We start from the raw sequence: 25,109 nt of genomic DNA, 5'->3' as shown, positions 1-25,109 counted from the left end.
ACAACTTTTTATAGTTCAAGTAAATTAAAAGCATGATAGCTGCAATTATTTATTTTATAATCTGGGCAAGTATCCTGGCCATATATTTCATTGATGCTTTTGATTCTTCTGTAGTATTTAGATCCGCTCCCACTTCCAGCAGTATTGCATTGTTGCTCTTGTCCTGATTGAAATATCTAGTACCATAATTATAGTAGCAAACTCCTTTTGATAATCCTGGATACAATTGATTTGCCAAATTAACTATTTGATTTGCCAACGCCATATTTTTGTCAAAATGAGGATTTTTTCTTGCCATCACAAGCATGAATTTGGATATATTTTCTCCGTTTATATTCATTGTAACTGAATTTTTATTTTCCGTAGCATCCCTGTGCATATCTATTATTAGCTTGAAGTCTCCATATTTCTTCAAATATTTGTCCAAAGTAACAGAAGATCTTGCGTAACTTTGCGTATATGCTTCTGCATCATGCACTGTCTTGTCATTTATTGCGGATATGCCGTATTTATTCAACTCCGCCACCAATTGGTCACCTACTGCACATACATTTTTATCATCATCAAAGCTGTTCGCTCCTCCTGGTTTATAACTTTCTGTAGTATGGGTATGGTATATAAGTACATCTGGTTTTTCTTTATTCATGGTTCTCTTTAGACTTGGATCAAATATATCACTTCCCTTTGATGTGGTTGAACTGCTTCCCCTGCTCAAATTTTCACTGTCTCCCGCTTTGGCTACCTGCTTATTGTCCAATTTAAATTCATCAATACTGTTATTTGAAACATCAAGACCTAAAAAAGCCATTTCTCTTCCCAGTATTGACAGTGGATTTCTAATATTTATGCTGAAAATCTCCAGAGGTGAGTTGTCTAGAGAAAAACTGTTTTCGGCCATATCATCTTCATTGAAGCAAGTAGCTTTAACTGCCGGCATTGCATAGTTCAGCACCTGCACATAAAACATATTTCCTCTAACGTTCTTATTGGTATTATTACTTGCCTCAACTAAATATGGCAAAATTATTACAAATACAAGACTTATAATTAAAGTCAAAATTTCTAATTTTGGATTGTCTCTCCTGCTAAATTTCCTATAATTCATATACTCGCTGCTTCAGATTTAAAAGCCGCTTCCCTCCCCTTCATTAGTTTGTACATTTATTCTCATCAGTTAATTTATATGATATAGAATTATATTAAATAACTAACAGTCCAAAATTAAATATATAAATGCTGTAATAGGAATAGTAAATATCAATCCTATACTGCTGGCAAAAGTCTTTATTATATCACAGGCTATCATATCCTGGTTCACTATATCGACAAATGTGCTGTTGTTCGCCATATATCCTAAAACCAGGCATATTGCACCACTTATATATGCCAATATAAGGGTTGTAGCCATAGTACCCATAATATCCCTTCCTACACTCATTCCCGCTTTTACTATTTTTCCACGCGGCATGCCAGGATTGTTCTCCCTTAATTCTTTCATGGTGGAAGCTATGGACATACTTACATCCATTACTGCCCCCAATGTACCTATAAGTATTGAGCCAAATAAAATAGCTTTAAAGTTAAGTGGATTTTTTAATGGTGTGTCCATAAGAAGCTGGGCATCACCCGTTCCAACTCCCAAAACCCTTGCTGAATTTATTGACATAAAAGCTATGATGCCTGATATAATGACACCTCCGCTTGTACCTAAAATCGCAGCAGTAGTCTTCTTATTAAACCCGCTTACTATAACCAAATTGATTATCGTTATAACTATACAAATTGATATGGAAAGCGTTATAGGATTATGTCCTTGTAAAATAGAAGGTAGAAACACCTTTAATATAATCAGGCACGTTATTCCAAGTGACACCAATGATTTTACTCCCTTGAATCCGCCAATCAAAACCATGGAAAATATAAAAAGAAATAGTAAATGGGAAAGTGGTTTATCTCTTACGACCTGATACACACTTGCTGAATTTATGCTTCCATCAGCACCTTCACTTATTGATAAAAATACCTCATCACCAACTTTATACTCTATATTGTCAGGTTTTGATGGCTGCATATCATGGGTAACATCCAATTTTTCTCCTGAATGTTTTCCTTCTATTATATTTATCTTTAAAATCTGCTCTTTTACTACAAGAGTTTTATCTCCGGCATCCATACCCCCCTTATTTTTGACTGATGATTGTATAATCCTGGCCCTAACTAAATTCGAGTTTTCACTTGAGGTATTTTCTGTGCTGCTTATGCCGTCTGCTTCTGCAAAGATAGGACATGCAATAAATATCAATATAAATACTGCCATAAAAATATATTTATGTAATTTCTTAACCAATACCATCACCCCTTAATCTAATTTTAATAAATACTATTCAATAATGTTTCAAATATAACTTCTACAAGCGTTAAAATTTTTTCAACAAAAAAATAAAGCATCAAAATATAGTGATTAAACACAAACTATATTTTGATGCTTTATAAATTTTATCAACTGCCAGGCTGCCCTACAACAGCATCAATATTATTCTTTTCTGAACTCTTCCCTTCTATCTCTATTACAAGCTTATATGGAATACATATTACACTTTCACCGGGTTCTGATATCCATCCCATCTTCATTCCTATTTTTTGAGGACTGTCTGAATCCGAAATGCGGATTCTTCCTTTCTCAACTTCAACCTTGTTAAAATGAATTTTATCGTACTTTACAGTAAACTCATAACCATATTTCACTTTATCCAAATCTATAATTTTTGTTATTTTGCCATTTTCCTTTATAACAGCAATTTTATGCAGCTTATATCCATATCCCATATATAAAAAGCTTGCCACTATACTTGCAATAATCAATATACCTATAAATGCAGCTGCAATTTTATCTCCTTTTTTCATATACGCCTCACCTATTTTTATATAATACTTTATATTATATAAATGTCAATACGTATTTTTGTATTTATTGACAAAATTTATTTTGTCATGTATTATATATGTAAATGCAACTTAGTTGCATTTACATATATTTTTAAGGGGGAACCAGGATGTTCAAAAAAAATAGGTTATCTATATTAAGCATAATTCTTGCATGTATTATGTTCATTTTTTCTGGATGCGGTAATGCAAACAAAACAAATACAGCAAATGAAAAGCAGTCCAAAATAAAAGTAGTCGTATCATTCAATGCAATGAGAGAATTTGCATCAGCTATTGGAAAGGATAAAATAGATATTACAACAATGATTCCAAATGGTACCGAACCCCATGATTTTGAGCCAACTGCAAAAGATCTCAAAGTTTTAAACGATGCAGATATATTTGTATACAGTGGATTGGGAATGGAATCATGGAAAGATGATGTTATAAATTCTTCGGGAAATAAAAATTTGATTGCAGTAGATGCATCAAAGGGAGCAGATCCAATCAAGAACACCGATGCTGACGAAATAAAAGAACATGGTGAATATGACCCTCATCTATGGATAAGCTTAAAAGGTGCTGAAATTCAATCAAAAAACATAAAGGATGCTCTGATAAAGGCAGATCCTTCAAACAAAAGTTACTATGAAAAGAACTACGAGGACTTTTCAAAGCAGCTTAATGATCTCTACAATGAATATAATAAAAAATTCGCCTCGGTAAAAAATAAAAATTTTGTAACAGGTCATGCAGCTTTTGCATATTTGTGCAGGGACTACAATTTGAAACAAAATAGTGTAGAAGGCGTGTTTGCTGAAGGTGAGCCCTCACCTAAAAAACTTGAAGAATTGGTTGAGTACTGCAGGAAAAATAAAATCAAAACCATATTTGTAGAAGACATGGTAAGTCCTAAAGTTTCCAATACACTTGCCAAAGAAGTAGGAGCAAAGGTTGAAAAGATATACACAATTGAAAGCAAGGAAGACAATAAAAACTATATTCAGAGCATGAAGGATAATCTTGAAATGATTTATAACAGTTTGAAATAAGTTGATATTATTACCAGGGAAATAATGTATGCAATTTAAATCAATCCAAAATATGATATAATACTTTTGTATTATATCATATTTATTTTGGAGGAAATAGAATGAGTACTGCTGATAAACAATATTTAGATATCGTAGAAAATATTTTAAAAGGAGGATACTACTCTCAAAACAGAACTGGTATAGCTACATTTAAGCTTCCACACCAGATAATGCAATTTGATCTTTCAAAAGAATTTCCCATATTAACTACGAAGTTTGTAGCTTTCAAAACAGCTGTAAAAGAACTATTATGGATATACAGAGACCAGTCAAACAATGTACTAAAACTTCAGGAACAGAACGTACATATATGGGATGAATGGATGCTGGATGACGGTACTATAGGAAAAGCCTATGGATATCAGATTTCAAAATTCAAACAAATTGACAAATTAATAGATACTTTAAGGACAGACCCTCAAAACAGAAGAATGATTATGTCCATGTGGAATATTGGAGATCTTCCCGACATGGCGCTTCAACCCTGCTGTTATGAAACTCTATGGGATGTACAGGATAAAAGACTTAACTGTATGCTAGTTCAGAGAAGCGGGGACTTTCCTCTTGGAGTTCCATTTAACATGTGCCAGTATGCAGTTCTTGTTCATTTGATAGCTAATGTTACAGGTCTCACCCCGGGTCTATTTACCCATATTGTAAATAATGCTCACATTTATGAAAATCAAATAGACGGAATGAAATTGCAGCTCACAAGGAAAAACAAGGCATATAGTGCACCGGAACTTTGGATAAATCCTGAAATAAAAAAATTTTATGAGTTTTCCATAGATGATATCAAGCTTATAAACTACAGACACCATGAAAAGATCAGTATGGAGGTGGCCGTTTGATGCTTAACATAATTGCTGCACTTAATCAGAACAATTTAATAGGCAGGGGCAATAAACTTATATGGCATATACCAGAGGATCTTAAAAGATTCAAAACCATAACATTCGGGAAAACCATAGTAATGGGAAGAAAAACCTTTGAATCCCTTCCTGGAATACTTCCAGGAAGAAATCATATAGTTATAACCAGGGATAAAAAATATTCAGTACCTAATGACAATGTTAAAATAATTCATGATATCAATGATATTTTAAAATATTCAGATTCTGCGGAGCAAGTTTTTATAATAGGCGGCGGTGAAATCTACAGACAATTGCTTCCCTACTGCAGTAAATTATATCTTACAAAAATAATTTCTTCTGAAAATGGTGATACTTATTTCCCTGAATTCAGCAGTAATGACTACAATATAATAGAGTATGAAAAGCACTGTGATGATGGCATTGAATACAGCTTCGTAACTCTTGAAAAAAAGCCTTCTTAGGCACAAAAATGCTGATAATGTCAATTTAACTGAATTCACACCGCGGACATAATGATTTAATTGTATTTATCAGCTCTTTTTCAATGTTAGAAATTCTGTGTCTTTTATTGATCACCATTATCACTTCTATTTCCAGATTAACATCGTTTATAAGAAGTGTACGTATTGAATTGGAGCCTTTATAATAATTAAGCATCATTTTGGGAACAAATGATATACATGCACCGCTTCCCACAAACTCCTCTATTACATTTAAGTTATCGAGTCTATATGCAATTTCAAAATTACTATATTTTCTTAATATCTGAGAAACTGCACAACTTGTTTCATATCCTGTATTATAGAGTGCCACAGGATATTTTAATGCCTCTTTTATAGAAATTTCTTTTTTATTTCCCAATAAGGAATTTTGGGCTGCAATTACCATAAGCCTGTCTTGAAATAGCTTTTTTACAATAATATCGCTGGATTTCATATACTGCTCTGTCTTTAGATTGATGCTTATGTCAGCTTTCCCAGAGAGTACATCATGTAATACATCATTCGATTCACCGATCTTTACCATTAAATTTACTTTAGGGTGTTTATATTTGAATGTAGTAAGTATATTTACCATTATTGTATTGCAAAAACTTGGTTCCACTGCAATACTTATATCCCCTGTAAGCTCTTCAGCGCTGTTTCTGGTAATATTCTTTATATCCTCTATCTGATCTATAATACTAGACGCTTTTTCTATTACAACTTTTCCTATTTCTGTGGGTAACATTCCCTTATTAGTTCTTTTAAAAAGTTCAACACCCAATTCAAGTTCTAATTTTGAAATAGACGAACTAATTGCAGGCTGTGACATATAGCTTCTCTCAGCAGCCATAGAAATGGATTTTGACTGGGCAACCTCCACTATATGATAAAGTTGATCTAACCGCATAATATAATTTTCCTCCTTCATACCTGCATTTTAAGTAATTATATCATGCAGTAATACTTGTTTACAAACTTATCATATAACATTTGTATATTTATTAAACGTCCAAAATATCTTCTATTATTTCAATTAGAATTTCTTCTGAATTAAGCCCGCGAATTTTTTTTATAATCTCCCCATTATTAAATATAACTATATTAGGTATTCCCTGCAGTCTAAATCTATAAAATAAATCTTCATATTTGTCTACATCTACCCAGTACATTTCAATCTTTTCCCTGTACTTGTAGGCTATCCGCTCTACAATCGGGATCTGTTCCCTGCATACTTTACATCTTCTAGCTCCAAATAATACCAGAGATGGTGTATTACTTTCAAAAGTAAATTTATCAAATTCCCTTTCATCAATTTTTTTTAGCGTCAATCTATTCATATTTCTCTTCATCATCTTCCTGTATCTGATCTATTAAATACTCCCTCATTTCAAAAAACTCTTTCTGTGACCTAAGTGTTCTGAAATTTTGCCCTCCAGATCTAACAAGGGGATTCTTATATTCTTTGACAATCCTTCCTGGATTGGAGTGCATGATAATAATTCTATTGCCAAGTAAAAGTGCTTCATCTACATCATGGGTAATAAAGAACAAACATTTTCGAGTCTGCTGCCATATAAAATAAAGATGTTTCTGCATTTTTTCACGTGTGAGTGCATCAAGAGCACTAAAAGGTTCATCCAAAAGTATTATCTTCGGATCGGCAGCCAGAGTTCTTGCAATTGCAGCTCTTTGTTTCATTCCTCCTGAAAGCTGGTGCGGATATGATTTATTATAATCTTGTAAACCAACTAATTCCAAATAGTGAGAAGCTATTTCTGTCCTTTTTAATTTGGATACTCCTTTCATTTTCAATCCAAATTCAATATTTTTTTGTATATTGAGCCAGGGAAGTAAACTGGGTTGTTGAAAAACTACACCTACCTGTGGATCCGGACGTGTATGAGGATTGCCATCTATAAAAACATTTCCCTTTGATGGCTTCAGATAGCCTGCAATAATATTTAAAAGCGAGGATTTCCCACATCCTGAAGGTCCAAGTACACATACAAAGTCATCACTGCATAGTTGAAGGTTGATATTTTCAAGAGCACGAAATTCCTTTCCCGGCTGGTTATAATTCAAGCTTATATTTTCAAGGGATATATTTGCTTCTGCACTTTTCTGGTTAAAGCATGTATATTCTGACAGTAATTCTATAGAACTCATAAATATCCCCCTTTATTTATCATACAACTTGGTCAGTATGGCTTTTTGATACACTGATAATTCCGGCGAAGATTTTATAGACTTCTGTGTCAGAAGATAATCACCTGTACTCTTTAATAATTTTCCAAAATCACCTGGTTTACTCGATGTACCAAGATATTTTGGGTCTGCTTGTTCCCTGGCATCTAAAACAATTATTTCTTTCATGGACTTAAGTGTATCCTGCTCCGATAATCCCAATTCTTTTGAAAGGGCTGCAGCAGATTTCTCAGGCTCTTGTTTGTATTCATGCACAGAATCATTCAATACAGAAATATATTGTTTCATAGTATCAGGATATTTATCTGCAAAATCTTTACGGACAATGCCGAGTTCACCTGTAATAGCTCCTTTTTTAGCTAAATCTCCCGAACTTACAATAACCTTTCCACCATCAGCCAGAAGTTTGGATTTTGTAGTTTCCCATACATAGCCTCCCTGAATATCCCCTCTCTGCCATGCAGCCAATATATCCGGCATCTGCATATCAAGAATTGTCAGCTGTGATTCCTGGATGCCATTTAATTTCAAGGCATTGATCAAACTAAAATGAGAAGTTGAACTAAAAGTAGTAGCTATTTTCTTTCCCTTTATATCATCAATTGAATTTATTCCTGAATCCTTTTTGACTACAAGAGCCTCACTGTCTCCTATAATATCATCCAGATAATATACATAATAGGGTAAATTATTTGCTATTCCCGATGCTGCAGGAGGTGTTCCTATAGTAGCCAAATCCAAAGATCCACTTGCCATAGCCGTAATTATATCACGGCCTGCATCAAATTTTATCCATGATATTTTTGTTCCCGGGAACTTCTTCTCAACAGCTCCATTTGCTTTTGCAAGAAGTTCTCCATTTGGAGAAGTCATATATCCAATTCGTATCTCCTTAGGCTTATCTCCTGCAGTTCCAGAACTTGATTTGCTTCCATTCTGGCATCCTGCTGCAAAAGTTAAAATTCCTATAATCAACAATACCAATGTACTTCTAAAATATCTTTTTATTTTCATTATTTTTCCCCCTCTTTTTCAATCCACGGTGATGTTTTTCTAAGCAGCAGTCTTATGCAGGCATCAATAAATATAGCAATTATGCCCATAATTACAATCCCCATATAGACCACATCATTCCTTAAAAATTTGCTTGCATCCAATACCATCCAGCCAATTCCAGAAACTGCAGCCACCATTTCAGCAGCTACCAATGTAGCATAGGATACTCCCACTGCAGTCCTAAGTCCTGTCAATATATCCGGAAGACAGGATGGAAATACAACATAAATAAATAATTTGAATTTGGCCGCCCCAAGGGACTTGCATCCATTTATCCTGTCTTTAGGTATTTTTTTAACACTGAATACCGTATTGATGAATAATGGGGCAAACCCACTTAAAAACAACAGCATTATTTTTGAAACGTCAGTTATTCCAAACCACAATACCAACAGTGTATAATATGCAAGTGGCGGAAGTGGCCTGTAAAATTCAATGAATGGATCCAATATGGCCTGCAGCAGCCTTGAACTGCCAGCTGCAATTCCCAAAGGTACTGCTGTTATAAAAGCAAAAAACAATGCTATAAACAATCTCCTCATGCTTGCAAATATGTGAAAATACAGGGAATGGCCTTTATATCCTTCTTTCAAAATTTCAACAAATGCCGACCAGACAGTTGCTGGTGACGGCAAAAATACAGGATTGAACAAATTCAATTTACTGCCTATATACCAAAGTAGAAATACTATGATAACCGACATTATGGAAACAACCCTGTATTTCTGCCCGGCAAGATTATTTTTTACTGTGTTGTTTAACATCAAAATCATTCCTTAAACGGTATTTTATTATATTGTCCAAATTTTCTTTATTATTAAACCCTGTAGTTTTTTCTACAATCTCTCCATCTCTAAACATTAAAAGTGTAGGTATACCTTTTAGCCTAAATCTTTGTGCCAATGATTCATATCTGTCTACATCAGCTGAATAAATCTTTAACTTGCCAAAATAGTCCTCAGCTATTTCCTCCAGAATTGGATAGAGCATCTTGCAGACTCCACACCTTTTTGCATAAAATAGTACTATTACAGGAATACTATTATCGAACGTAAGCTTATCAAAATTTTTCTCATCAATATTTAAAATAGTACTCTTATTCATAAAATGATTATTCCTCCAATGCCTGATATATTATTCCACCTTCAACATTTCCCGGAACGGCAACTCCTGCAAGGTAACTTATAGTTGGAACTATATCCTCGACTCCAACATTTCTGTCAATAATTTCGCCTTTCTTTATTCCAGCACCTACTGCTGCAAACAATGCCCTCATGGAATGTCCCAAAAGTTCATGATTGCTTAATCCATTTCCATGACATCTAGTAAATTCAGGCTCCAGTATATAGAATATATCTCCACAATTTTCACCGCCTAATCCAAGTACCTCCATATCTTTTCTATTTAATGCAAAACTTATTATTCTCTTTCCAGTTTTAGGATCTCTATAATTGTATAAATCATCTATTATCTTTTTTACAAGATCATCATAATCTTCAGGATCAACAATCCCCTCAGGGTCTCTTCCTTTTAAATTTATATATATGAAGGTAGCTCTTTGAGAAATTGCAGTAGTATTCTGCCAGTCTATCTGCAGTTTACCGTTTACTTCCTTCAGCCTGGTGTATCCAAGTTCCCCCATTATTCCTGTATTTATTCCCCACATATCTCCTATTAGAGGAAAGTCCGTTTTAGGGTTTTTACCTACACCACCATGATCTGAAACTATAAATATAGTTGTTTCTCCATCAAGTCTTTTCAACATTTCACCAATAAACTTATCGTTTAATTCATATATTTTGTATATTAACTCCTGATATCTCTTATATTCTTCTGAAGTCTCCTTAAACGTATAGTCCAGATAAAAGTGATTGTACATATCTATTCCATGCATGTGAACATAAAAAAGATCCCATTCTTTATTATCCAGTAAATAATCAATAGCTTTTACGTGCCAATCATACATTTCTGTAATGGACTCAATCATAATTTTATCAGCAGTTTCATTTAACCTGTCATAATTTGAAGGCTGAAGCATGGGACCTATTTTGTCATATATTTCTCTCCCTATTTTATCCGGATAAAAATATTTTCCTTTATTTAAATCCAGTACAAACGAATAATAGAATTTCAATTTGCTTCCGTCACCTTCTATGTCGATTACCCTTATCTTATAAGCTACTTTGGTATTTTTACCTTCTATTCTGTAAGTATCATATATCCAGCTGCTCCACTCACCTGCTTTTGCCTCTCCAATAGGTTCTTCATCATTCCTGCTGCCATATATCCTTATGCTGTCATAATTTTTCCCATCCCCTGCTACTATGAGTCCATACCTTCTAGCCATGCCACTGTTCACTGGAAGTATCACTTCCTTTGCACCATCAGGTGCATTTTTCCATCCAGAAGCGGACTTGATGGGAGTTGTTATTTGATCGGCATTGGGAACATCTGAAGAAGCTTCACCTGTTTCTTCGGATGTAACAATATCAGGTGCAGTATACCCGTATCCATCATATTCTGATTTACTTATATCAGCTTTTACTGAAGAAACTTCTCCTTCAACCCTGCAGTCAGTTCCTGTATTGTCCAATATATGAGGGACTTCCTTTATAGGAAAATCTCCTTCAATGCAGTTATACACTTTCTCATAATCTACATATCCCCTTAAATTGGTATATATGCTTGTACCATCTATATATATATCATCTTCAGTCTTTGGCGGCCATGCAGTTGGGTAATTGAACAATATACTCTTTTTACCCGAGCGGGCATAAGCTTCCCATATGGTCTCTGCTTTCAACAATCTTGAATCAAAACCATAATCCAGCTGATCCAGTGGATTGCCAAGAGTATGATTCCAAAAACACGTTATACCATGGGTGTTTGGAAACGCACCAGTAGCTAAAGATGCCCAATTGGGCGGAGTAATTGCAGGCAGTACACTTCTCATAGAATAGTTTCTTGTTGTAACACCCTGTGATATTACTTTTTCAAAATTTGTCAGTTTACCTTCCGATACATATTTTTTTACTTGAAGTGCATCTGCTCCATCCAGGCCCAATAGAAGTACTTTTTTAGTTTTTGCATTGTTGTTTGACATTTTTTCCTCCTTGAAATATATTTAACTAAAAAAGACCGGACAACAAATTCAACATACAGTTATACACTGTATGAAGATTTGTCTCCAGTCTTTCTGGTCAACAATTAATTTAGGTACATGTTATAGCATTTAATACTTACTGTCAATTAACTAATATTTATACCCACAATAAATTTTAATTATGGTCAGTACCCATCGACCATATATACATTACTTTTTATCTATGTTATATTGTAACTATAAAATTTACACAAGGAGATCATCCAATGTACTGGCTTTTTTTATTTTTGGCAATTGCGCTGGAATTAATAGGTACTTCACTTATGAAAATATCCAATGGATTGACAAGGCTAATTCCATCTGTAGGTATGTTTATTGCATATTTTCTGTGTTTCAGTATATTTTCGCTGGCTCTCAAGAAAATAGAAGTAAGTATTGCATATGCAATATGGTCGGGTGTTGGCATTACAGTAATATCAATTCTTGGAGTAGCATTTTTTAAAGAGTCAATAAACATGACCAAAGTAATATCCATAATCCTGATTATTACAGGAATAATAGGCCTAAATTTAAGCGGTGTAAGCCGTTAAGAAAGAAAAACTGCACCTTTACATAAAAAGGCACCAGATACTGTAAATATCCGGTGCCCAAATAAGTTACTTGTGCAATTCGATTTTCTTTCCCCTGCTTTTCAAGTAATTAAGTACTTCTTCTGTATTTCTATTTATAATTAGTTCTTCAGGCATATTTATGCTTTTCAACATTTTTAATGCAGCATCAAAATTGCCGATATGAAAACAGCAGTGGGCATCACTGTTCAATATTATTTTTACATTATAATCTTTACACAGTCGTGCTATTTTTGTACATGTTTTGTCGCTTCCTACTCTTGATCTTACAAAAGAACTATTATTTATCTCAATTAGAATGTCCTTCTCTTTTGCTTTTTTTATTAAAGCTTCCTCGTCGATAGGAAAACTTGGATTACCGGAGTGGCCTATTATATCAACTCTCGGATTATCCATTACGTTCAAGAAAGCCTGGGTATTCAAATCTATATTTTTATTTGGCTTCATTACCGGGTCATGCATACTTGCTATGATAACATCGAGTTTTTCCTGTGTTTCCACCGGCAGATCAATATTGCCTTCATAATCAACAATATTTGTTTCAGAACCATACAGCATTGTAACTCCGAAAATTTTTCTTGGCAGAGCTCTGAAATTTTCAAAATACCATATGTGCGGTGCACCGGGCATACTTGGTGCATGATCTGTAGTTCCTAAAATTTGAATTCCTATTTTGCTGGCATATTCTGCATTTTCCAACAGAGTGGTGTATGCATGTCCACTTGCTACAGTATGTGTATGTAAGTCAACAGGATATTTCATAAACTAATACCTACCTTTCACCTCTAAAACTGATATACACCTAAATTATACCACAGCAAGTCAAAGCAATCATATCTTCAAATCAACGCCACTTTTCTTTTCTCTTATCATCAGATCTATCAAATCTACTATTTGGGCACCTGCTTCCACAGGTGGAGTTCCATATTTGTGTATATTTGAAACTACGGTTCTCTGTGATTCATTCTTTTTAGTACTTGCCCTATAAGCCATATAGCTGCTCATACTTTCACCGGTTGCAAGTCCCGGCCTTTCACCTATGAGTATTATTGTGGCCTCTGCATTCAGAGTCTCACTTATTTTGTCCATGGTTGCCACTCTTGCATATTTTACAAATATGGGAGTACCTATTTTATACCCCTTTGCCTTAAGTCCATCTGTTATTATATTGTATATATCTTCAAGATTAACTGTAATAGCAGGCGAACTCAGCCCATCTCCTGCTATTATCTGCACATCGGGATTCTTAGTACATTTGCTGATTATATATTTCATGGTTTTCTCCGAAAACTTCCTGCCAAGATCAGGTCTCTGTATATATTCTTCCTTATCCTTTGACATGGTCTGCACCTTTAGGAACCCAAGCCTGTCTATAACTGACTCGTCTACACAAGACCATACTGCATCCATGGCTACAGCATGATCCGCCCTCAATTTCAGAAGTGTTTCGGTTTTATATCTGCTGCCTGCTCTCCCGACACAAATTCTTGCATTTGTAGATTCTTTCATACGCCTGTAAATTTCATAATTACTGTTCACAGCTTCATCCCACCTAAACAATTGATTTTTTTAAAAACAGTGCAGGGTCGCCGGCTATATCGGTAAGTTTTCCATCTTCCAATATGCCAAGCTCTTCCATTCTGCGTTCAAACTCCTTGATCGGAGTTTTTCCAGTAATTTCTCTCAATGAGGCAATATCATGGTAGCTTGTAGACTGGTACATGAGCATTACATCGTCTGTACAAGGAACACCCATAAAATAATTGCAATTTGCATTTGTCAGAAGCAGGGCAAGATTGTCCATATCATTCTGATCCGCCTTCATATGATTTGTATAACATACATCAACCCCCATAGGAAGTCCCGTAAGTTTTCCCATGAAGTGATCCTCAAGTCCCGCCCTTATGACCTGACTTCCATCGTACAAATATTCAGGTCCTATAAATCCTACAACTGTATTTACCAGAAATGGCTTGTACCTCATTGCAAATCCATAGCATCTTGCCTCCATAGTAAGTTGATCCGCACCATTGTTACCGTCAGATGAAAGCTCGGAACCCTGTCCTGTCTCAAAGTACATGAAATTATTTCCTTTTGAATGCTTATTTTCTCTCATTGACAAGTAGGCTTCATCCATAAGTTCCGTACTTATTCCAAAACTTCTGTTTGATATCTCCGAGCCTGCTATACTTTGGAACATCAGATCCATTGGTATTCCCCTCTTCAATACCTCCATCTGCGTTGTAACGTGTGCAAGAACACAATTCTGTGTTGGAATATTCCATTCAGAAACAAATTCATTGAACTTCGTCAAAATCCTGGATACACTGTCAATACTGTCATTTACAGGATTCAGCCCAATTACTGCATCTCCAACACCATAGCTCATTCCTTCCATAACGGATGCCATTATTCCCTCCGTATCATCAGATGGATGATTGGGCTGGAGTCTTGATGAAAGTGTTCCCTTTTCGCCTATTTTCGTATTGCAGCAGGCCGTATTGCAAATTTTTCTGGCAGCATATACAAGGTCCATGTTGCTCATTAATTTGGTAACCGCAGAAACCATTTCTGAAGTCAGTCCATTTCTTATATTTTTTATACCATATTCATCAGACATCAATATAAATTCTCTAAGTTCGCCTACCGTCATATATTTTATTTTATCGTATGTCTCACCATCCAATGAATCCTGTATCACCCGTGTTACTTCATCATTTTCATATGGAACCACCGGATTATTTCTTATATCCTTCAATGTCATGTCAGACAGTACAATCTTGGCTGCAATTCTTTCAGCAGTACTTGAAGCTGCAATACCTGCCAGTACATCCCCGGATTTTTTTTCATTTGCCTTTGCAAGCACATCTTTTACATCCCTGAACTGATATACTTTATTGAACAAAGTAGTTTTTAAATTCATAAAATCACCTGTCTTATAATTTTAGATTGCTTTATCCTGCTCCGTAATCTTTTCGGATATCTCCCCTTCGGATAATGAAGAAGTTTTTGCAACTTTGGAATATATGAAATAATATACAGTTGCGAGTACATAGGCTCCTACTACAAAAGATACAGTTGATATATTCGAGTAACCCACAGTTACAAGCAAAATTACATCAAGTATAACGGATATTATCGGGAGAGCTATTGCTACCTTGTATGGTCGTTCCAGATCAGGTTCCTTTTTCCTCAGAAGCAGTAGTGCAATCATGCTTATGGCATGGAGGATAATAGCTCCAAAGCTTGAAATCACTATAATTATGGCAGTACTGTTCAAGAGTACGAACAACATGCCTATAAGGCTCGGTATGATCGTAGCCATTACCGGAGATGCTTTTGAATTTACTTTTGAAAGCACTTTAGGTAGATACCTTGACCTCGACATTGCAAATATCTGTCTTGAATATCCTATTATTATTCCATGCAAACTGGCTACAAGTCCAAATAATCCTATAAAGCTCATCAGTTTGGAAAATACGTTTCCTTTTCCATATATTGCATCAAGTGCATCCGGAAGTGGTGAATCAGTTGAACCAAGTACTTTGGCATCCATCACTCCTGCCGTACATACGAAAGTTATAAGCGCCAGTACAACAAGTGTGAGTATTGCAAGTATGAATCCCTTTGGTACGTCTTTTCTTGGATTTTTACATTCCTCCGCAGACATTGCTCCGCCTTCTGCTGCAAGATAAAACCATATGGCAAATGGTATGGCATTAAATACTCCGCCAATGCCGCCTCTGAAGGCATCCTGTCCTATTATCTTTGTGGTATCTACATGTGTAAAACTTGCTGCTGCAAATATCAAGAGTCCCACAATTGCAACCACAGTAACAATTGTTTCAATTATAGCTGCTGTCTTGACTCCTCCACAATTTATAATTACAAAAATTCCATAGGCAACAAGTGCAGCTGCAGTTATAGGTACCGCAGGTACTATAAAATGAATATACGCACCTATGGATATAGCTATTGCAGGAGTAGCAAACAAGAATTCAACTATTGACGAAAATCCTGCCAAAAATCCTCCAAATCTTCCCATTGCCCTGTTTGCATATTCTGCAGATCCTCCTGCATCAGGTATTGCAGTTGCCAGTTCTGCATAACTAAACATGAAAGCTGTATAAAAGAGCGTTACAATTATTATTGCTATTATGAATCCAACAGGTCCTGCAAATGCCAATGCATTATTCCATCCAAAATACATTCCCGATATTACCATTCCAACTATAATGGCCCACAATTGAAATGGCGATAATGTCTTTTTCAATTCACTTTTCATTAAGATCTCCTCCTAAAACTATACTTTCTATTAATTGTCAAATATCAATGTTTTAACTGAAACAGGTATCACACCGGATATAGCTCTCCCAATGTCTATGTAATCTCCATTTTCAGTTGAAATCCCATCCAGACATATTACCTTTCTATTTAATTCACATTTTATTTTTATAGCCTGTCCAAGTGCCTTTGCAAAATCATTTTCTACAATTACTATTATTGGAAAATTTCTTATAACTTTAAAGCATTGTATTATTGAATCTGCCATCTTCTGTATTTGAGCATACGATGGGCTTACAGGCCCTCTAAAGGAAACAGCTACAGGAGAATTACAGTACATGCTTATTTTATGTGATACATATTTATAAATATCATTTTGCGGTAAATCATTCTCGGCTTTGATTATAGGTACGTTCTTCATTGGAAGTATATTTTCATCAAAAACTATGGTACTTCCGCTTATTTTCACAGAATGACTTCCAGCTCCTATTACCGTTGCCCTTATTTTTTCTTTTGTTTCCATAAAGCTATAATTTTTTTCTTTCAAACTGTCTCTTATACAATTTCCAAGAAGGGGGCCTATATCCCCATACTTTAAAGTATCCTCAAGCTTGGCTACCTCATAGTCGCTATATACAAATTCTGCAACACCTCCGGAAAACATAAATACTTCTGTTTTGAATTTTCTATTTTCATGCCCTATAAAAAGTCTTACTTCTTCGTCTGATAAATCTACTTTATTTCCAATTTTTAAAATAATATGTGCAAATTTTTTACATAAATTATATAAATCCATAAATTCTGCTTTAATTCCAATTCTGATATTCAAATTCAAATTTTCTATCAACGGCATTATCTTATGAGAAATATAAATTGTATTTCCTTCACTATCAAGCTGTATCAACCTCCCTCCTATATCGAGAGCAAAACAGTCAGCTATCTTTCCATTCTGAAATACAGAAACATTTGTTGTCCCCCCTCCTATATCGAAATTCATGACTTTTCCTGAAATATTTTTAGATGTCTCCATAGCTCCTGATCCACATCCTGCAAGTATTGATTCAAGATCTGCTCCTGCAGTTGCAATCACAAAATCTCCGGCAAAGTCAGACAGAATATTCAAAATTTTTTCTGCATTTTCCTTTCTGGCAGTTTCGCCTGTCATTATTATTGCACCAGTTGAAATATCATCCTTTTTTACACATGCCATATCATATTCCTTCTCTATGATATGCTCCAGTTCCAAAAGATCTATGGTTTCTCTGGATACAAGTGGCGTAAAGTATATATTGCTTTTGTAGATTATATTTTTATCTACAATTTTAATTCTAGGTACAAGAAATGAACCTGCCGTATTTTGTATTGTAAGTTCACTAAATACAATCTGCGTGGTAGTTGTACCAATATCAATTCCTACACTCAGTACTTTGTTCATTTGAAATCACCTTCCGGACCTCTGGAACTAAAAAGAGCCTAAAACACCAAAAATGTATTTTAAGCTCCATTGCCTACAAAATTATAAGTTTTTAGATAAATTACAGATTCTCAAACAAATGCCCCATTGCACTTGATCTATAATTTATATACAGTGTATCATAATAATCTATCAATGTAAAGAGTGTATTTATAAAAAATCATCAATACAAATATTATATTATTGATAATCGCTTAGTTTTTGAATCCCAAAACTGCCTTTGTACCATTGTCGTTCGATTCAATATCTATATCTCCGTTTAATTTGTCTTTTACTATACTTTTTACAATATCTAATCCAAGACTTTCATTTCGAATCAAGTTCACATCAAAACCTTCTCCACTGTCGATAACCGATATGTTTGAATACATAATTCCCTTTTTTATAACTATTTCTATATATCCGCTGGCTCTGTTCACAAAGGCATGCTGAAGACAATTCTCAAGCAGCTCGTTCAATACTATAGCTATTGACGTGGCCTTGTCGGAATTGACATGAAAACTGTCTCCAACCAATCTTATATCTATCTTCTTGTTATATTGTGCAAAATTTCTAAGTGCATTATCCTTGATTTTGGACAATATAGTTTTTATATCCACATCGTCAATTCCATTCTGTGACAGCACCTCATGAGTTGCAGCTATACTCAATATCCTGCCTATACTTTCATTAAACGCCCTTCTGGCTTCTTCATTATTTATTCTTCGCGATTGAAGCCTTAAAATACTTGCTATCGTCTGAAGATTGTTCTTTACTCTATGGTGTATTTCACGTATTGCCACCGCTTTCAAAATAAGCTGTTTTTCTTTTTCCTTTATATCGGTTATATCCTTGATTAGCATGACAACACCATATATGCTTCTGTTCTTTTTAAGTACTGCATATTTTATCTGCAGTGAAAACTTTCCCATGGAAACTTCATAATATACAGAGTTATTTTCTTTCAATATTTCACAAAATCTGGTTTTGCTCAGTGCCAGATTATGAAATTTCATTCCAATTATTCTATCCTTGTATCCAAATTTTACATATATTTCCTCTGCAATATGATTGGCATAAGTAGAAATACCATACCGGTCAAATATAATAATACCATCATTTATCAGATTGAAATCCACTGTACTTGAAAATTGTGGATTATTTAGGTTCATAAGAGTCTGACTGAGCTGTTCCGTAGTCTCAGACAATATTTCCATATTTCTGTTCTTGCTTAAATCTTCTGTTATATCCCTCTCCATTATGAGAACACCTATAACTGCATCCTGACTATTTTTAATTGGAACTGTATTCTGTTTTACAACTTTGTCCTCCTGTGTAACTGCTTTTAGATCCGATGTACCCATCCCTATTTGAAGTGTCCTTAGTGCTGCTGGTTCATTTTTCATCAATGCAAACTGACCTGCTACCGACCCTTTATACAAAGATGTGGAATTTGAAGGCTTGGCTTCTGAAACTACAATTGCAGTACCTGATTCCCTGGTCAGACAATCGATAAAAATGTCGGCTTTAACCAGATTAGATATAGTCTGGAGATATTTTTCCATGTCCTGCAATATATTAATATCACTGTCAGATAAATCCGTATATGTCATACACAACTCTTTAAGCATATCAATCTACCTTTCCCCCATATCTTTCAATTAAATTTCTCGAAGTCTGCAAAATAGTACAATGCCTGTCCATACTTAGCTTTCTCATCCTTTTATAGGCGTCATTCTCCTTTATGGAGTATTTATCCATAAGCATTTCTTTTGCACGATGTATTGTCCTTACGTTTTCAGCTCTTTGTTTTGCATTGGCCGCCTCATCCATTACTGCTTTTATTTCCTTGCTTTTTGAAATTGCAATTTCAATCTGTGGAATTAGTGTTCTCTCATCTATAGGTTTTACAACATAACCAATTACACCAATTTCCTTTACCTCATCCACGAACTCTTTTCCGCTATAGGCCGTAAGCATGACTACAGCATCCGCAAGCTTTTCCTTCATTATAATCTTGGAAGCCTGTATCCCGTCCAAGTTTGGCATTTTTATATCCATAATGACCAGATCAGGTCTGTTTACCCTGCACAATTCTACAGCTTCAAGTCCATCAGAGGCCCCAACTACCTCATATCCGGAACATGTGAGTATTTCTGAAATATCCATTCTGGTAATAGGTTCATCTTCAGCCAGCAATATCCTGCTATGCATACTTCAATTCTCCTTTCAGTACAAACAAAAACAAGGATTTTATGATAAAGTTATAAGTTAATTATAATTTTATCACAAAATCCTTGTTAATTACTATAATTTCATAAAATTCATGGGTAAATTCTGTTTATTCAACTTTGTCTTCAAGAAATTTAAATGCATCCTGTTTGAGCCACCAGGAAGTATATGGCAATTTAACTCTTTTGGACAGTTCTTCTGCCAGGCTATTGTTTCCCAGCGCATCTATTATTCTATGTCCAAATTTTATAATTCCCCTGTATCCAAAAGCACTATATTCATCCGATACCATTATGGACGGTATTCCCATCTTGAGTGGCCATACTGTGGTTCCTCCATGCCGTGCTATATAAAGATCCGGTTTTACCTTATTCAATAAATTCAATATTTCAAAATTTTGTCCATCACATACACTTACAGGAATGTCTTTTTGCTCTCTAGATAAAAAAATAGATGATTCCGGAACACTTCCATGATCGTAATGCTGGTCATAATGCCATGAAATTCCGTGTACTACTTCAATTCCGAGTTCATTAAGTACTCTTATGAAATTGTGTGAAAAACTTGGTCCCATACCAACTACTGCTTTTATGCCCTTCAGTTTTTTTCTGATTTCGGCAAGCTCTGGTTTTATCTTTTCTTTTTCAGCAGCTATATAATCCTCAACTTCTTTTTCCTTACCGACTACTTTTCCAAGCTCTCTGAGCCAGCTGCCCATTCCTGCAATTCCATGAGGTTGTATAGCTTTTATATACGGGACTCCATATTTCTGTTCAAGTCCATTTCCAAAATAACTCCCAAGAGTACCGCATATACTGATTGTAGCTGCAGCTTCCGACATTTTGGATATTTCCTCTATTGTGGCAAAGGGTAATCCAAATTGAGGTACAAGTCCTAGATTGGAAAATATCTCAGTTACATATTCTCTTGCACTCCCATTGAAATTTATCATATTTATAAGTTCAGGACGTTTTTTCCTTGGCGGCTGTACTATACGGGTCAATATGGCATGGAAAGCTGCATCAAAACCTGATGCCCATATTTTTGATCTGAAGCCTTCACACAATACCGGAACTACAGGAATATTTATCTCACTTTCTATCTCATCTGCAATTGACTTGACGTCATCTCCTATAATTGCTGAAGCACAGGATGTCGTTACAAATATGGCTTTAGGTTTGAATCTCCTGTATGCTTCCCTTATACCTTCCCTCAGTTTGTTCTTTCCCCCGAATACCGTGGAATCCTCTGTCATATTTGTATTTATGACGTTTATATTCGTCTTTTCCCAATCTCGTATATTCAGACCCCATTTAAAAGTACAAGTTTCACTAATTATGTCTGCTGCACACCCTACAGCCCCATGATTTACAATAGCTGCATCCATTATACGTCCCAGATAACTCTGTGCACACCCTGAACTGCAGTTACTTGCCTGGCTGAAACACCTTCCTCTGTTTCTAAGTTGGCCGCATTGTGCTTTTTTGACAAGATCCTTTATGCTTCCATCATACCCTGTAATGGATTTAAGCCTGTTTTCCCTAGTTGGAGCTTCTATACTTTTAATATTAATTGACACAATCCCATCTCCTTTTTTATAAATAAAACCAGAGACTATGAATGAAATAACTTATTCACAGCCTCTGGAATTCCAGTCAGCCAAACACTAAATTTAAATATATGCTATTTATTATATATTATCAAGATTACTTTTGTCAAATTATTCATTTCTATTCTCCCCTTAAACACTTTTCACTGGAATTTTATCCAATGCAATAAGTGCTGCACCCAGTGCACCTATTATCTGGGGTTCTTGAGGTATAAACATCTTACTGCCAAGTTTCTCCTCTATACATCTTACCACCCCAATATTCTTGGCAACTCCACCCGTCATCATGTATCCATCTTTTTTACCAATCCTGTTTACAAGAGATACCGTCTTTGATGCAACAGCTTTGTTCAAGCCGTGAATTATATCTGATATTTCCTTATTCTGCGCAACAAGTGATACAACCTCTGATTCTGCAAATACAGTACACATATTGGTTATATCTATATCCTCTTTCCAATCTAAAGATTTTTGTCCCATTTGATCCAGTGGAACTTCAAGAGTTCTCCCCATCATTTCAAGGAATCTTCCAGTACCTGCTGCACACTTGTCATTCATGGCAAAATCAACGACATTTCCCTTGTCATCCAGCCTTATAGCTTTGCTGTCCTGACCACCTATATCAATTATTGTCCTTATTGAATCATTCAAAAAGTAAGCTGCTTTTCCATGACATGTTATCTCGGTTATTTCTTCATCTGAAAAAGGTATACTCACACGTCCATATCCCGTAGATACTACTCTGGATAATTTGTCCATGCCAATATCAAGCTTTTCTAAAGCCTCTTTCATCGCATTTTCTGCTCCATTTTGACTTTTAGCTCCTGTCCTCACTACTGAATAGGATAATATTTTCCTATCCTTGTTGATTATCACTACATTTGTAGATGTGGAGCCACTGTCTATACCGGCCACCAGAACATCCTCATCTGCACTTGCGTAAGTATAATCTTTTTCTTTTGTTTTATTCTTTGTCTTGATAGTTTCAATAAATGCTTCTATTCTCGTTTTCATCTGCCCATTGCCTTCCTCAATATAATCTGTTTCTATCTTCAAAATCGGTACTGAAACTGAACTTTTGAGTTTTGCATATTCAAATGAATAGGCATCACAGAACTTCGTCGTGTGATATACTATTCCATCAATATTTCCGAGATTCTCATTCAAAATTTTTAACCTTTCTCTGTTGTCCACCATTCTCATACACGGAAATGAGTTCAGCAAAAAAGAGGAATATCCAAGTAAAAAATCTTCATTTTTTAAAAGCCTGGTTGATCTTTCAAAATCTCCCGTACACGTAAAGTTGAAATCTACAGCAGCACCTGCACCTTCAATCTGCTTAATCGTGGATTCCCTTATTCTAGATCCTATAATGGCAATATTTATATTTGAAGATTTAACAATTTTTTTAACGCTGTGGGAATTTACTCTTTTTATAAATTCATCTTCATCAAATCTTTTTCCTGTAAATTGTTCCAGGGAATTTATAAATTTCTCAAGCTGTTTTTTCATAAGCATATCTGAAGCTCTGCTTCTTTTCCTGGGAACATCTATCAAATAAACAAATTTGAAGCGGCAATTATCCTTCATAACGTCATACAGTCTCTTGATACTGTCACAGCAGTTTACAAGAACTATACTGTCAATATTTGAAGAAATACATTCTTCAAGAACTGCCTTCGCATAGGTACATATATTGGGATGCATGATAGTTTCCGCATTGTTGAAATTTCTAATATTCGGATCAATTTTTACAGTACTTTCACCAAATGCCTCTATAATATGAACAGGTGTATACTTGCACACATACCCTATCATTTCATCACCTCAGATCTACTGTCCAATATTTCCATGAATGCCTCAACTCTTGTTTTTATTTGTCCTTCATGGGCATTCCTTCTATCGACACCATCACCATCAATGGATAAATAAGGGATATTTTTCTGTTTTAATGCCTTCTTCAAGAGCATGGTTCCACCACTACATTCCTTGCATCCAAATGAACACAAGTTTATAACACCATCCGTATGGAAATCCTCAGCCATTTTTATTATATTCCCAATTTTTCTATTGAAAGGTCCATTGAGCCTGTTTTGCAGAAATTTCCTGGCAACAGCTTCATAGGGATGCTTATAGTCCATTTCATCCATATTGTCAAAATTATAGTCACAGGCCAAAAGCTGATAGTCTGGATTCAAATTGAGGAAACTTTTAAAGGTTTCACTGTAAAATGGCATTATATGGCTCCATAAAATTCTCTTTCCGCTGTAATCAGGATAATTTTCTATATCCTCCGACTGCATCCTGTAGAAATCAAGTATCTCTCTTCTGCCTATACCAAGATGTGATGCAAATAGTCTGTACATTTCAAGTGTAAGAGTATTGGGATAGTACTTTCCCTCAAGCCTCCTGTAGAATTTACGCATGTACCTTTTTGTATCATTTTCAATTTTTATGACCTCCATGAATTTTTCCTCGGAAAACATTCTTTTTGTTATATCCTGAATAAATTCAACCAATTCATGAAGCTGGCCTACAACGTATCTCTCCGTATCCCTGCTGTACTCATAAGGTATATCGATGTAATAATATGGTATGTCATACTTGTCTGAAACATATCTGATAGTATTTAAATTTCCATCACATATCATGGATGAAGTTATCGCAAATTCGGTTTTTGGAACCACGCCCGCCTCTACAGATCCTATAAATGCCTTGTGATAACTGCAAAGGGTATCTGAAATACCACATTTCTCTGCATAATCTATAAATATGTCTTCACATCGAGTTCCTGACAGGAAGGAAGAAAATCCCTCAATAAGAAATGGGTTTATATTGAAAGCATGCAGTATTTCCACCGGTGAAAATACAGTTACAAACGCCGAATTTTGAGGAATTTCAAGTGGTTTTAGTATAAAATCAAGACATAGTTCATTTAAATAATTAAGTGAGGGGGAAATATTTTTATTCTTGAACTTTGAAACCAGAAATTTTTCTAGAGAAAATCCAATCTTCAGTAATCTTAATACTTTGGATGAATTGTGTATATTCTTTTTTATGTATTTTCCATAAGATTCAACTAAATCCATTTTAAGACCTCTTTTAGACAAACGTTGATTATTGTCTTTACGTTATCAGATATGATATAAATTGTCAATA

24 protein-coding genes are annotated in these 25,109 nt (G+C 35.0%); 4 read left to right on the top strand and 20 right to left on the bottom strand.

Annotated elements, in window-relative coordinates; genetic code table 11:
- Nucleotides 1-49 precede the first annotated feature (49 nt).
- The 3 genes from LKE46_RS05705 to LKE46_RS05695 all read right to left on the bottom strand — a co-directional run bounded on the left by LKE46_RS05705 (nucleotide 50) and on the right by LKE46_RS05695 (nucleotide 2,904).
- Nucleotides 50-1,105 carry a stage II sporulation protein P gene (locus LKE46_RS05705; RefSeq protein ID WP_291719254.1) on the bottom strand — a complete coding sequence of 352 codons (1,056 nt, stop codon included), beginning with the start codon at nucleotides 1,103-1,105 and terminating at the stop codon, nucleotides 50-52.
- A 102-nt stretch (nucleotides 1,106-1,207) separates the two neighbouring features.
- Nucleotides 1,208-2,317: a YibE/F family protein gene (locus LKE46_RS05700; RefSeq protein ID WP_291719252.1), complete on the bottom strand. Its 1,110-nt coding sequence runs from the start codon at nucleotides 2,315-2,317 to the stop codon at nucleotides 1,208-1,210.
- Nucleotides 2,318-2,499: 182 nt separating this feature from the next.
- Entirely contained in the window at nucleotides 2,500-2,904 is a 405-nt protein-coding gene (locus tag LKE46_RS05695; RefSeq protein WP_291719250.1) for a NusG domain II-containing protein, read from the bottom strand.
- A gap of 149 nt (nucleotides 2,905-3,053) precedes the next feature.
- On the opposite strand from LKE46_RS05695, the gene LKE46_RS05690 reads away from it, so the two are divergent.
- From LKE46_RS05690 to LKE46_RS05680, 3 genes are all read left to right on the top strand, one after another.
- Nucleotides 3,054-3,977: a metal ABC transporter substrate-binding protein gene (locus LKE46_RS05690; RefSeq protein WP_291719249.1), complete on the top strand. Its 924-nt coding sequence runs from the start codon at nucleotides 3,054-3,056 to the stop codon at nucleotides 3,975-3,977.
- Between the two features lie 101 nt (nucleotides 3,978-4,078).
- Complete coding sequence (locus LKE46_RS05685; RefSeq protein WP_291719247.1) at nucleotides 4,079-4,870, top strand: thymidylate synthase; 792 nt, start codon at nucleotides 4,079-4,081, stop codon at nucleotides 4,868-4,870.
- On the top strand, nucleotides 4,870-5,355 hold the full coding sequence (locus LKE46_RS05680; protein WP_291719246.1) for a dihydrofolate reductase: 486 nt from the start codon (nucleotides 4,870-4,872) through the stop codon (nucleotides 5,353-5,355). Before LKE46_RS05685 ends, LKE46_RS05680 begins: the two co-directional genes overlap by 1 nt.
- 25 nt (nucleotides 5,356-5,380) lie before the next feature.
- Here the strand turns inward: LKE46_RS05680 and LKE46_RS05675 are convergent, their stop codons facing one another.
- From LKE46_RS05675 to LKE46_RS05645, 7 genes are all read right to left on the bottom strand, one after another.
- Nucleotides 5,381-6,286, bottom strand: a complete 906-nt coding sequence (locus LKE46_RS05675; protein WP_291719244.1) for a LysR family transcriptional regulator — start codon at nucleotides 6,284-6,286, stop codon at nucleotides 5,381-5,383.
- Between the two features lie 94 nt (nucleotides 6,287-6,380).
- Nucleotides 6,381-6,716: a thioredoxin family protein gene (locus tag LKE46_RS05670; RefSeq protein ID WP_291719243.1), complete on the bottom strand. Its 336-nt coding sequence runs from the start codon at nucleotides 6,714-6,716 to the stop codon at nucleotides 6,381-6,383.
- Nucleotides 6,709-7,545 carry an ABC transporter ATP-binding protein gene (locus tag LKE46_RS05665; RefSeq protein ID WP_291719242.1) on the bottom strand — a complete coding sequence of 279 codons (837 nt, stop codon included), beginning with the start codon at nucleotides 7,543-7,545 and terminating at the stop codon, nucleotides 6,709-6,711. The genes LKE46_RS05670 and LKE46_RS05665 overlap by 8 nt, the downstream gene beginning before the upstream one ends.
- 12 nt (nucleotides 7,546-7,557) lie before the next feature.
- A complete protein-coding gene (locus LKE46_RS05660) occupies nucleotides 7,558-8,598 on the bottom strand; it encodes a taurine ABC transporter substrate-binding protein (protein WP_291719241.1) in 1,041 nt (346 codons plus the stop codon).
- On the bottom strand, nucleotides 8,598-9,404 hold the full coding sequence (locus LKE46_RS05655; RefSeq protein ID WP_291719240.1) for an ABC transporter permease: 807 nt from the start codon (nucleotides 9,402-9,404) through the stop codon (nucleotides 8,598-8,600). Before LKE46_RS05655 ends, LKE46_RS05660 begins: the two co-directional genes overlap by 1 nt.
- Nucleotides 9,379-9,744, bottom strand: a complete 366-nt coding sequence (locus LKE46_RS05650; RefSeq protein ID WP_291719238.1) for a thioredoxin family protein — start codon at nucleotides 9,742-9,744, stop codon at nucleotides 9,379-9,381. Before LKE46_RS05650 ends, LKE46_RS05655 begins: the two co-directional genes overlap by 26 nt.
- Nucleotides 9,745-9,751: 7 nt before the next feature.
- Nucleotides 9,752-11,743 carry an alkaline phosphatase family protein gene (locus LKE46_RS05645; protein WP_291719236.1) on the bottom strand — a complete coding sequence of 664 codons (1,992 nt, stop codon included), beginning with the start codon at nucleotides 11,741-11,743 and terminating at the stop codon, nucleotides 9,752-9,754.
- 266 nt (nucleotides 11,744-12,009) lie between these two features.
- On the opposite strand from LKE46_RS05645, the gene LKE46_RS05640 reads away from it, so the two are divergent.
- Entirely contained in the window at nucleotides 12,010-12,333 is a 324-nt protein-coding gene (locus LKE46_RS05640) for a DMT family transporter (protein ID WP_291719234.1), read from the top strand.
- 66 nt (nucleotides 12,334-12,399) lie between these two features.
- Here the strand turns inward: LKE46_RS05640 and LKE46_RS05635 are convergent, their stop codons facing one another.
- The 10 genes from LKE46_RS05635 to LKE46_RS05590 all read right to left on the bottom strand — a co-directional run bounded on the left by LKE46_RS05635 (nucleotide 12,400) and on the right by LKE46_RS05590 (nucleotide 25,039).
- Nucleotides 12,400-13,134: a phosphatase gene (locus tag LKE46_RS05635; RefSeq protein WP_291719231.1), complete on the bottom strand. Its 735-nt coding sequence runs from the start codon at nucleotides 13,132-13,134 to the stop codon at nucleotides 12,400-12,402.
- A gap of 69 nt (nucleotides 13,135-13,203) precedes the next feature.
- Nucleotides 13,204-13,911 (bottom strand): ethanolamine ammonia-lyase subunit EutC, encoded by a 708-nt coding sequence (gene eutC, locus LKE46_RS05630; protein WP_291719230.1) that lies wholly within the window; start codon nucleotides 13,909-13,911, stop codon nucleotides 13,204-13,206.
- Nucleotides 13,912-13,924: 13 nt separating this feature from the next.
- Nucleotides 13,925-15,295: an ethanolamine ammonia-lyase subunit EutB gene (locus tag LKE46_RS05625; protein WP_291719228.1), complete on the bottom strand. Its 1,371-nt coding sequence runs from the start codon at nucleotides 15,293-15,295 to the stop codon at nucleotides 13,925-13,927.
- 21 nt (nucleotides 15,296-15,316) lie between these two features.
- Entirely contained in the window at nucleotides 15,317-16,657 is a 1,341-nt protein-coding gene (gene eat, locus LKE46_RS05620) for an ethanolamine permease (protein WP_291719226.1), read from the bottom strand.
- A gap of 30 nt (nucleotides 16,658-16,687) precedes the next feature.
- Nucleotides 16,688-18,091, bottom strand: a complete 1,404-nt coding sequence (locus LKE46_RS05615; protein ID WP_291719224.1) for an ethanolamine ammonia-lyase reactivating factor EutA — start codon at nucleotides 18,089-18,091, stop codon at nucleotides 16,688-16,690.
- A 233-nt stretch (nucleotides 18,092-18,324) separates the two neighbouring features.
- Nucleotides 18,325-19,740 (bottom strand): sensor histidine kinase, encoded by a 1,416-nt coding sequence (locus LKE46_RS05610; RefSeq protein ID WP_291719222.1) that lies wholly within the window; start codon nucleotides 19,738-19,740, stop codon nucleotides 18,325-18,327.
- Between the two features lies 1 nt (nucleotide 19,741).
- Complete coding sequence (locus LKE46_RS05605) at nucleotides 19,742-20,323, bottom strand: ANTAR domain-containing response regulator (protein ID WP_291719220.1); 582 nt, start codon at nucleotides 20,321-20,323, stop codon at nucleotides 19,742-19,744.
- Between the two features lie 127 nt (nucleotides 20,324-20,450).
- The gene (locus LKE46_RS05600) at nucleotides 20,451-21,920 is read right to left on the bottom strand and encodes a nitrogenase component 1 (protein WP_291719218.1); all 1,470 of its coding nucleotides are present in this window, start codon (nucleotides 21,918-21,920) and stop codon (nucleotides 20,451-20,453) included.
- Between the two features lie 162 nt (nucleotides 21,921-22,082).
- Nucleotides 22,083-23,768 carry an acyl-CoA dehydratase activase gene (locus tag LKE46_RS05595; protein ID WP_291719215.1) on the bottom strand — a complete coding sequence of 562 codons (1,686 nt, stop codon included), beginning with the start codon at nucleotides 23,766-23,768 and terminating at the stop codon, nucleotides 22,083-22,085.
- Complete coding sequence (locus LKE46_RS05590; protein WP_291719213.1) at nucleotides 23,765-25,039, bottom strand: 2-hydroxyacyl-CoA dehydratase subunit D; 1,275 nt, start codon at nucleotides 25,037-25,039, stop codon at nucleotides 23,765-23,767. The genes LKE46_RS05595 and LKE46_RS05590 overlap by 4 nt, the downstream gene beginning before the upstream one ends.
- Nucleotides 25,040-25,109 lie beyond the last annotated feature (70 nt).

The organism is Clostridium sp., from assembly GCF_022482905.1.
Taxonomy (GTDB): domain Bacteria; phylum Bacillota; class Clostridia; order Clostridiales; family Clostridiaceae; genus Clostridium_B.
This window is presented reverse-complemented; position numbering and strand designations above follow the sequence as displayed.

What these genes read in the sequence shown, in the direction of transcription:
- LKE46_RS05705 (WP_291719254.1), bottom strand. Translation starts at nt 1,105, where the DNA reads ATGAATTATAGGAAATTTAGCAGGAGAGACAATCCAAAATTAGAAATT.
- LKE46_RS05670 (WP_291719243.1), bottom strand. Translation starts at nt 6,716, where the DNA reads ATGAATAGATTGACGCTAAAAAAAATTGATGAAAGGGAATTTGATAAA.
- LKE46_RS05665 (WP_291719242.1), bottom strand. Translation starts at nt 7,545, where the DNA reads ATGAGTTCTATAGAATTACTGTCAGAATATACATGCTTTAACCAGAAA.
- LKE46_RS05675 (WP_291719244.1), bottom strand. Translation starts at nt 6,286, where the DNA reads ATGCGGTTAGATCAACTTTATCATATAGTGGAGGTTGCCCAGTCAAAA.
- LKE46_RS05650 (WP_291719238.1), bottom strand. Translation starts at nt 9,744, where the DNA reads ATGAATAAGAGTACTATTTTAAATATTGATGAGAAAAATTTTGATAAG.
- LKE46_RS05645 (WP_291719236.1), bottom strand. Translation starts at nt 11,743, where the DNA reads ATGTCAAACAACAATGCAAAAACTAAAAAAGTACTTCTATTGGGCCTG.
- LKE46_RS05595 (WP_291719215.1), bottom strand. Translation starts at nt 23,768, where the DNA reads ATGATAGGGTATGTGTGCAAGTATACACCTGTTCATATTATAGAGGCA.
- LKE46_RS05680 (WP_291719246.1), top strand. Translation starts at nt 4,870, where the DNA reads ATGCTTAACATAATTGCTGCACTTAATCAGAACAATTTAATAGGCAGG.
- LKE46_RS05685 (WP_291719247.1), top strand. Translation starts at nt 4,079, where the DNA reads ATGAGTACTGCTGATAAACAATATTTAGATATCGTAGAAAATATTTTA.
- LKE46_RS05590 (WP_291719213.1), bottom strand. Translation starts at nt 25,039, where the DNA reads ATGGATTTAGTTGAATCTTATGGAAAATACATAAAAAAGAATATACAC.
- LKE46_RS05700 (WP_291719252.1), bottom strand. Translation starts at nt 2,317, where the DNA reads ATGGCAGTATTTATATTGATATTTATTGCATGTCCTATCTTTGCAGAA.
- LKE46_RS05615 (WP_291719224.1), bottom strand. Translation starts at nt 18,091, where the DNA reads ATGAACAAAGTACTGAGTGTAGGAATTGATATTGGTACAACTACCACG.
- LKE46_RS05625 (WP_291719228.1), bottom strand. Translation starts at nt 15,295, where the DNA reads ATGAATTTAAAAACTACTTTGTTCAATAAAGTATATCAGTTCAGGGAT.
- LKE46_RS05655 (WP_291719240.1), bottom strand. Translation starts at nt 9,404, where the DNA reads ATGTTAAACAACACAGTAAAAAATAATCTTGCCGGGCAGAAATACAGG.
- LKE46_RS05640 (WP_291719234.1), top strand. Translation starts at nt 12,010, where the DNA reads ATGTACTGGCTTTTTTTATTTTTGGCAATTGCGCTGGAATTAATAGGT.
- LKE46_RS05690 (WP_291719249.1), top strand. Translation starts at nt 3,054, where the DNA reads ATGTTCAAAAAAAATAGGTTATCTATATTAAGCATAATTCTTGCATGT.
- LKE46_RS05610 (WP_291719222.1), bottom strand. Translation starts at nt 19,740, where the DNA reads ATGCTTAAAGAGTTGTGTATGACATATACGGATTTATCTGACAGTGAT.
- LKE46_RS05695 (WP_291719250.1), bottom strand. Translation starts at nt 2,904, where the DNA reads ATGAAAAAAGGAGATAAAATTGCAGCTGCATTTATAGGTATATTGATT.
- eat (WP_291719226.1), bottom strand. Translation starts at nt 16,657, where the DNA reads ATGAAAAGTGAATTGAAAAAGACATTATCGCCATTTCAATTGTGGGCC.
- LKE46_RS05660 (WP_291719241.1), bottom strand. Translation starts at nt 8,598, where the DNA reads ATGAAAATAAAAAGATATTTTAGAAGTACATTGGTATTGTTGATTATA.
- LKE46_RS05635 (WP_291719231.1), bottom strand. Translation starts at nt 13,134, where the DNA reads ATGAAATATCCTGTTGACTTACATACACATACTGTAGCAAGTGGACAT.
- LKE46_RS05605 (WP_291719220.1), bottom strand. Translation starts at nt 20,323, where the DNA reads ATGCATAGCAGGATATTGCTGGCTGAAGATGAACCTATTACCAGAATG.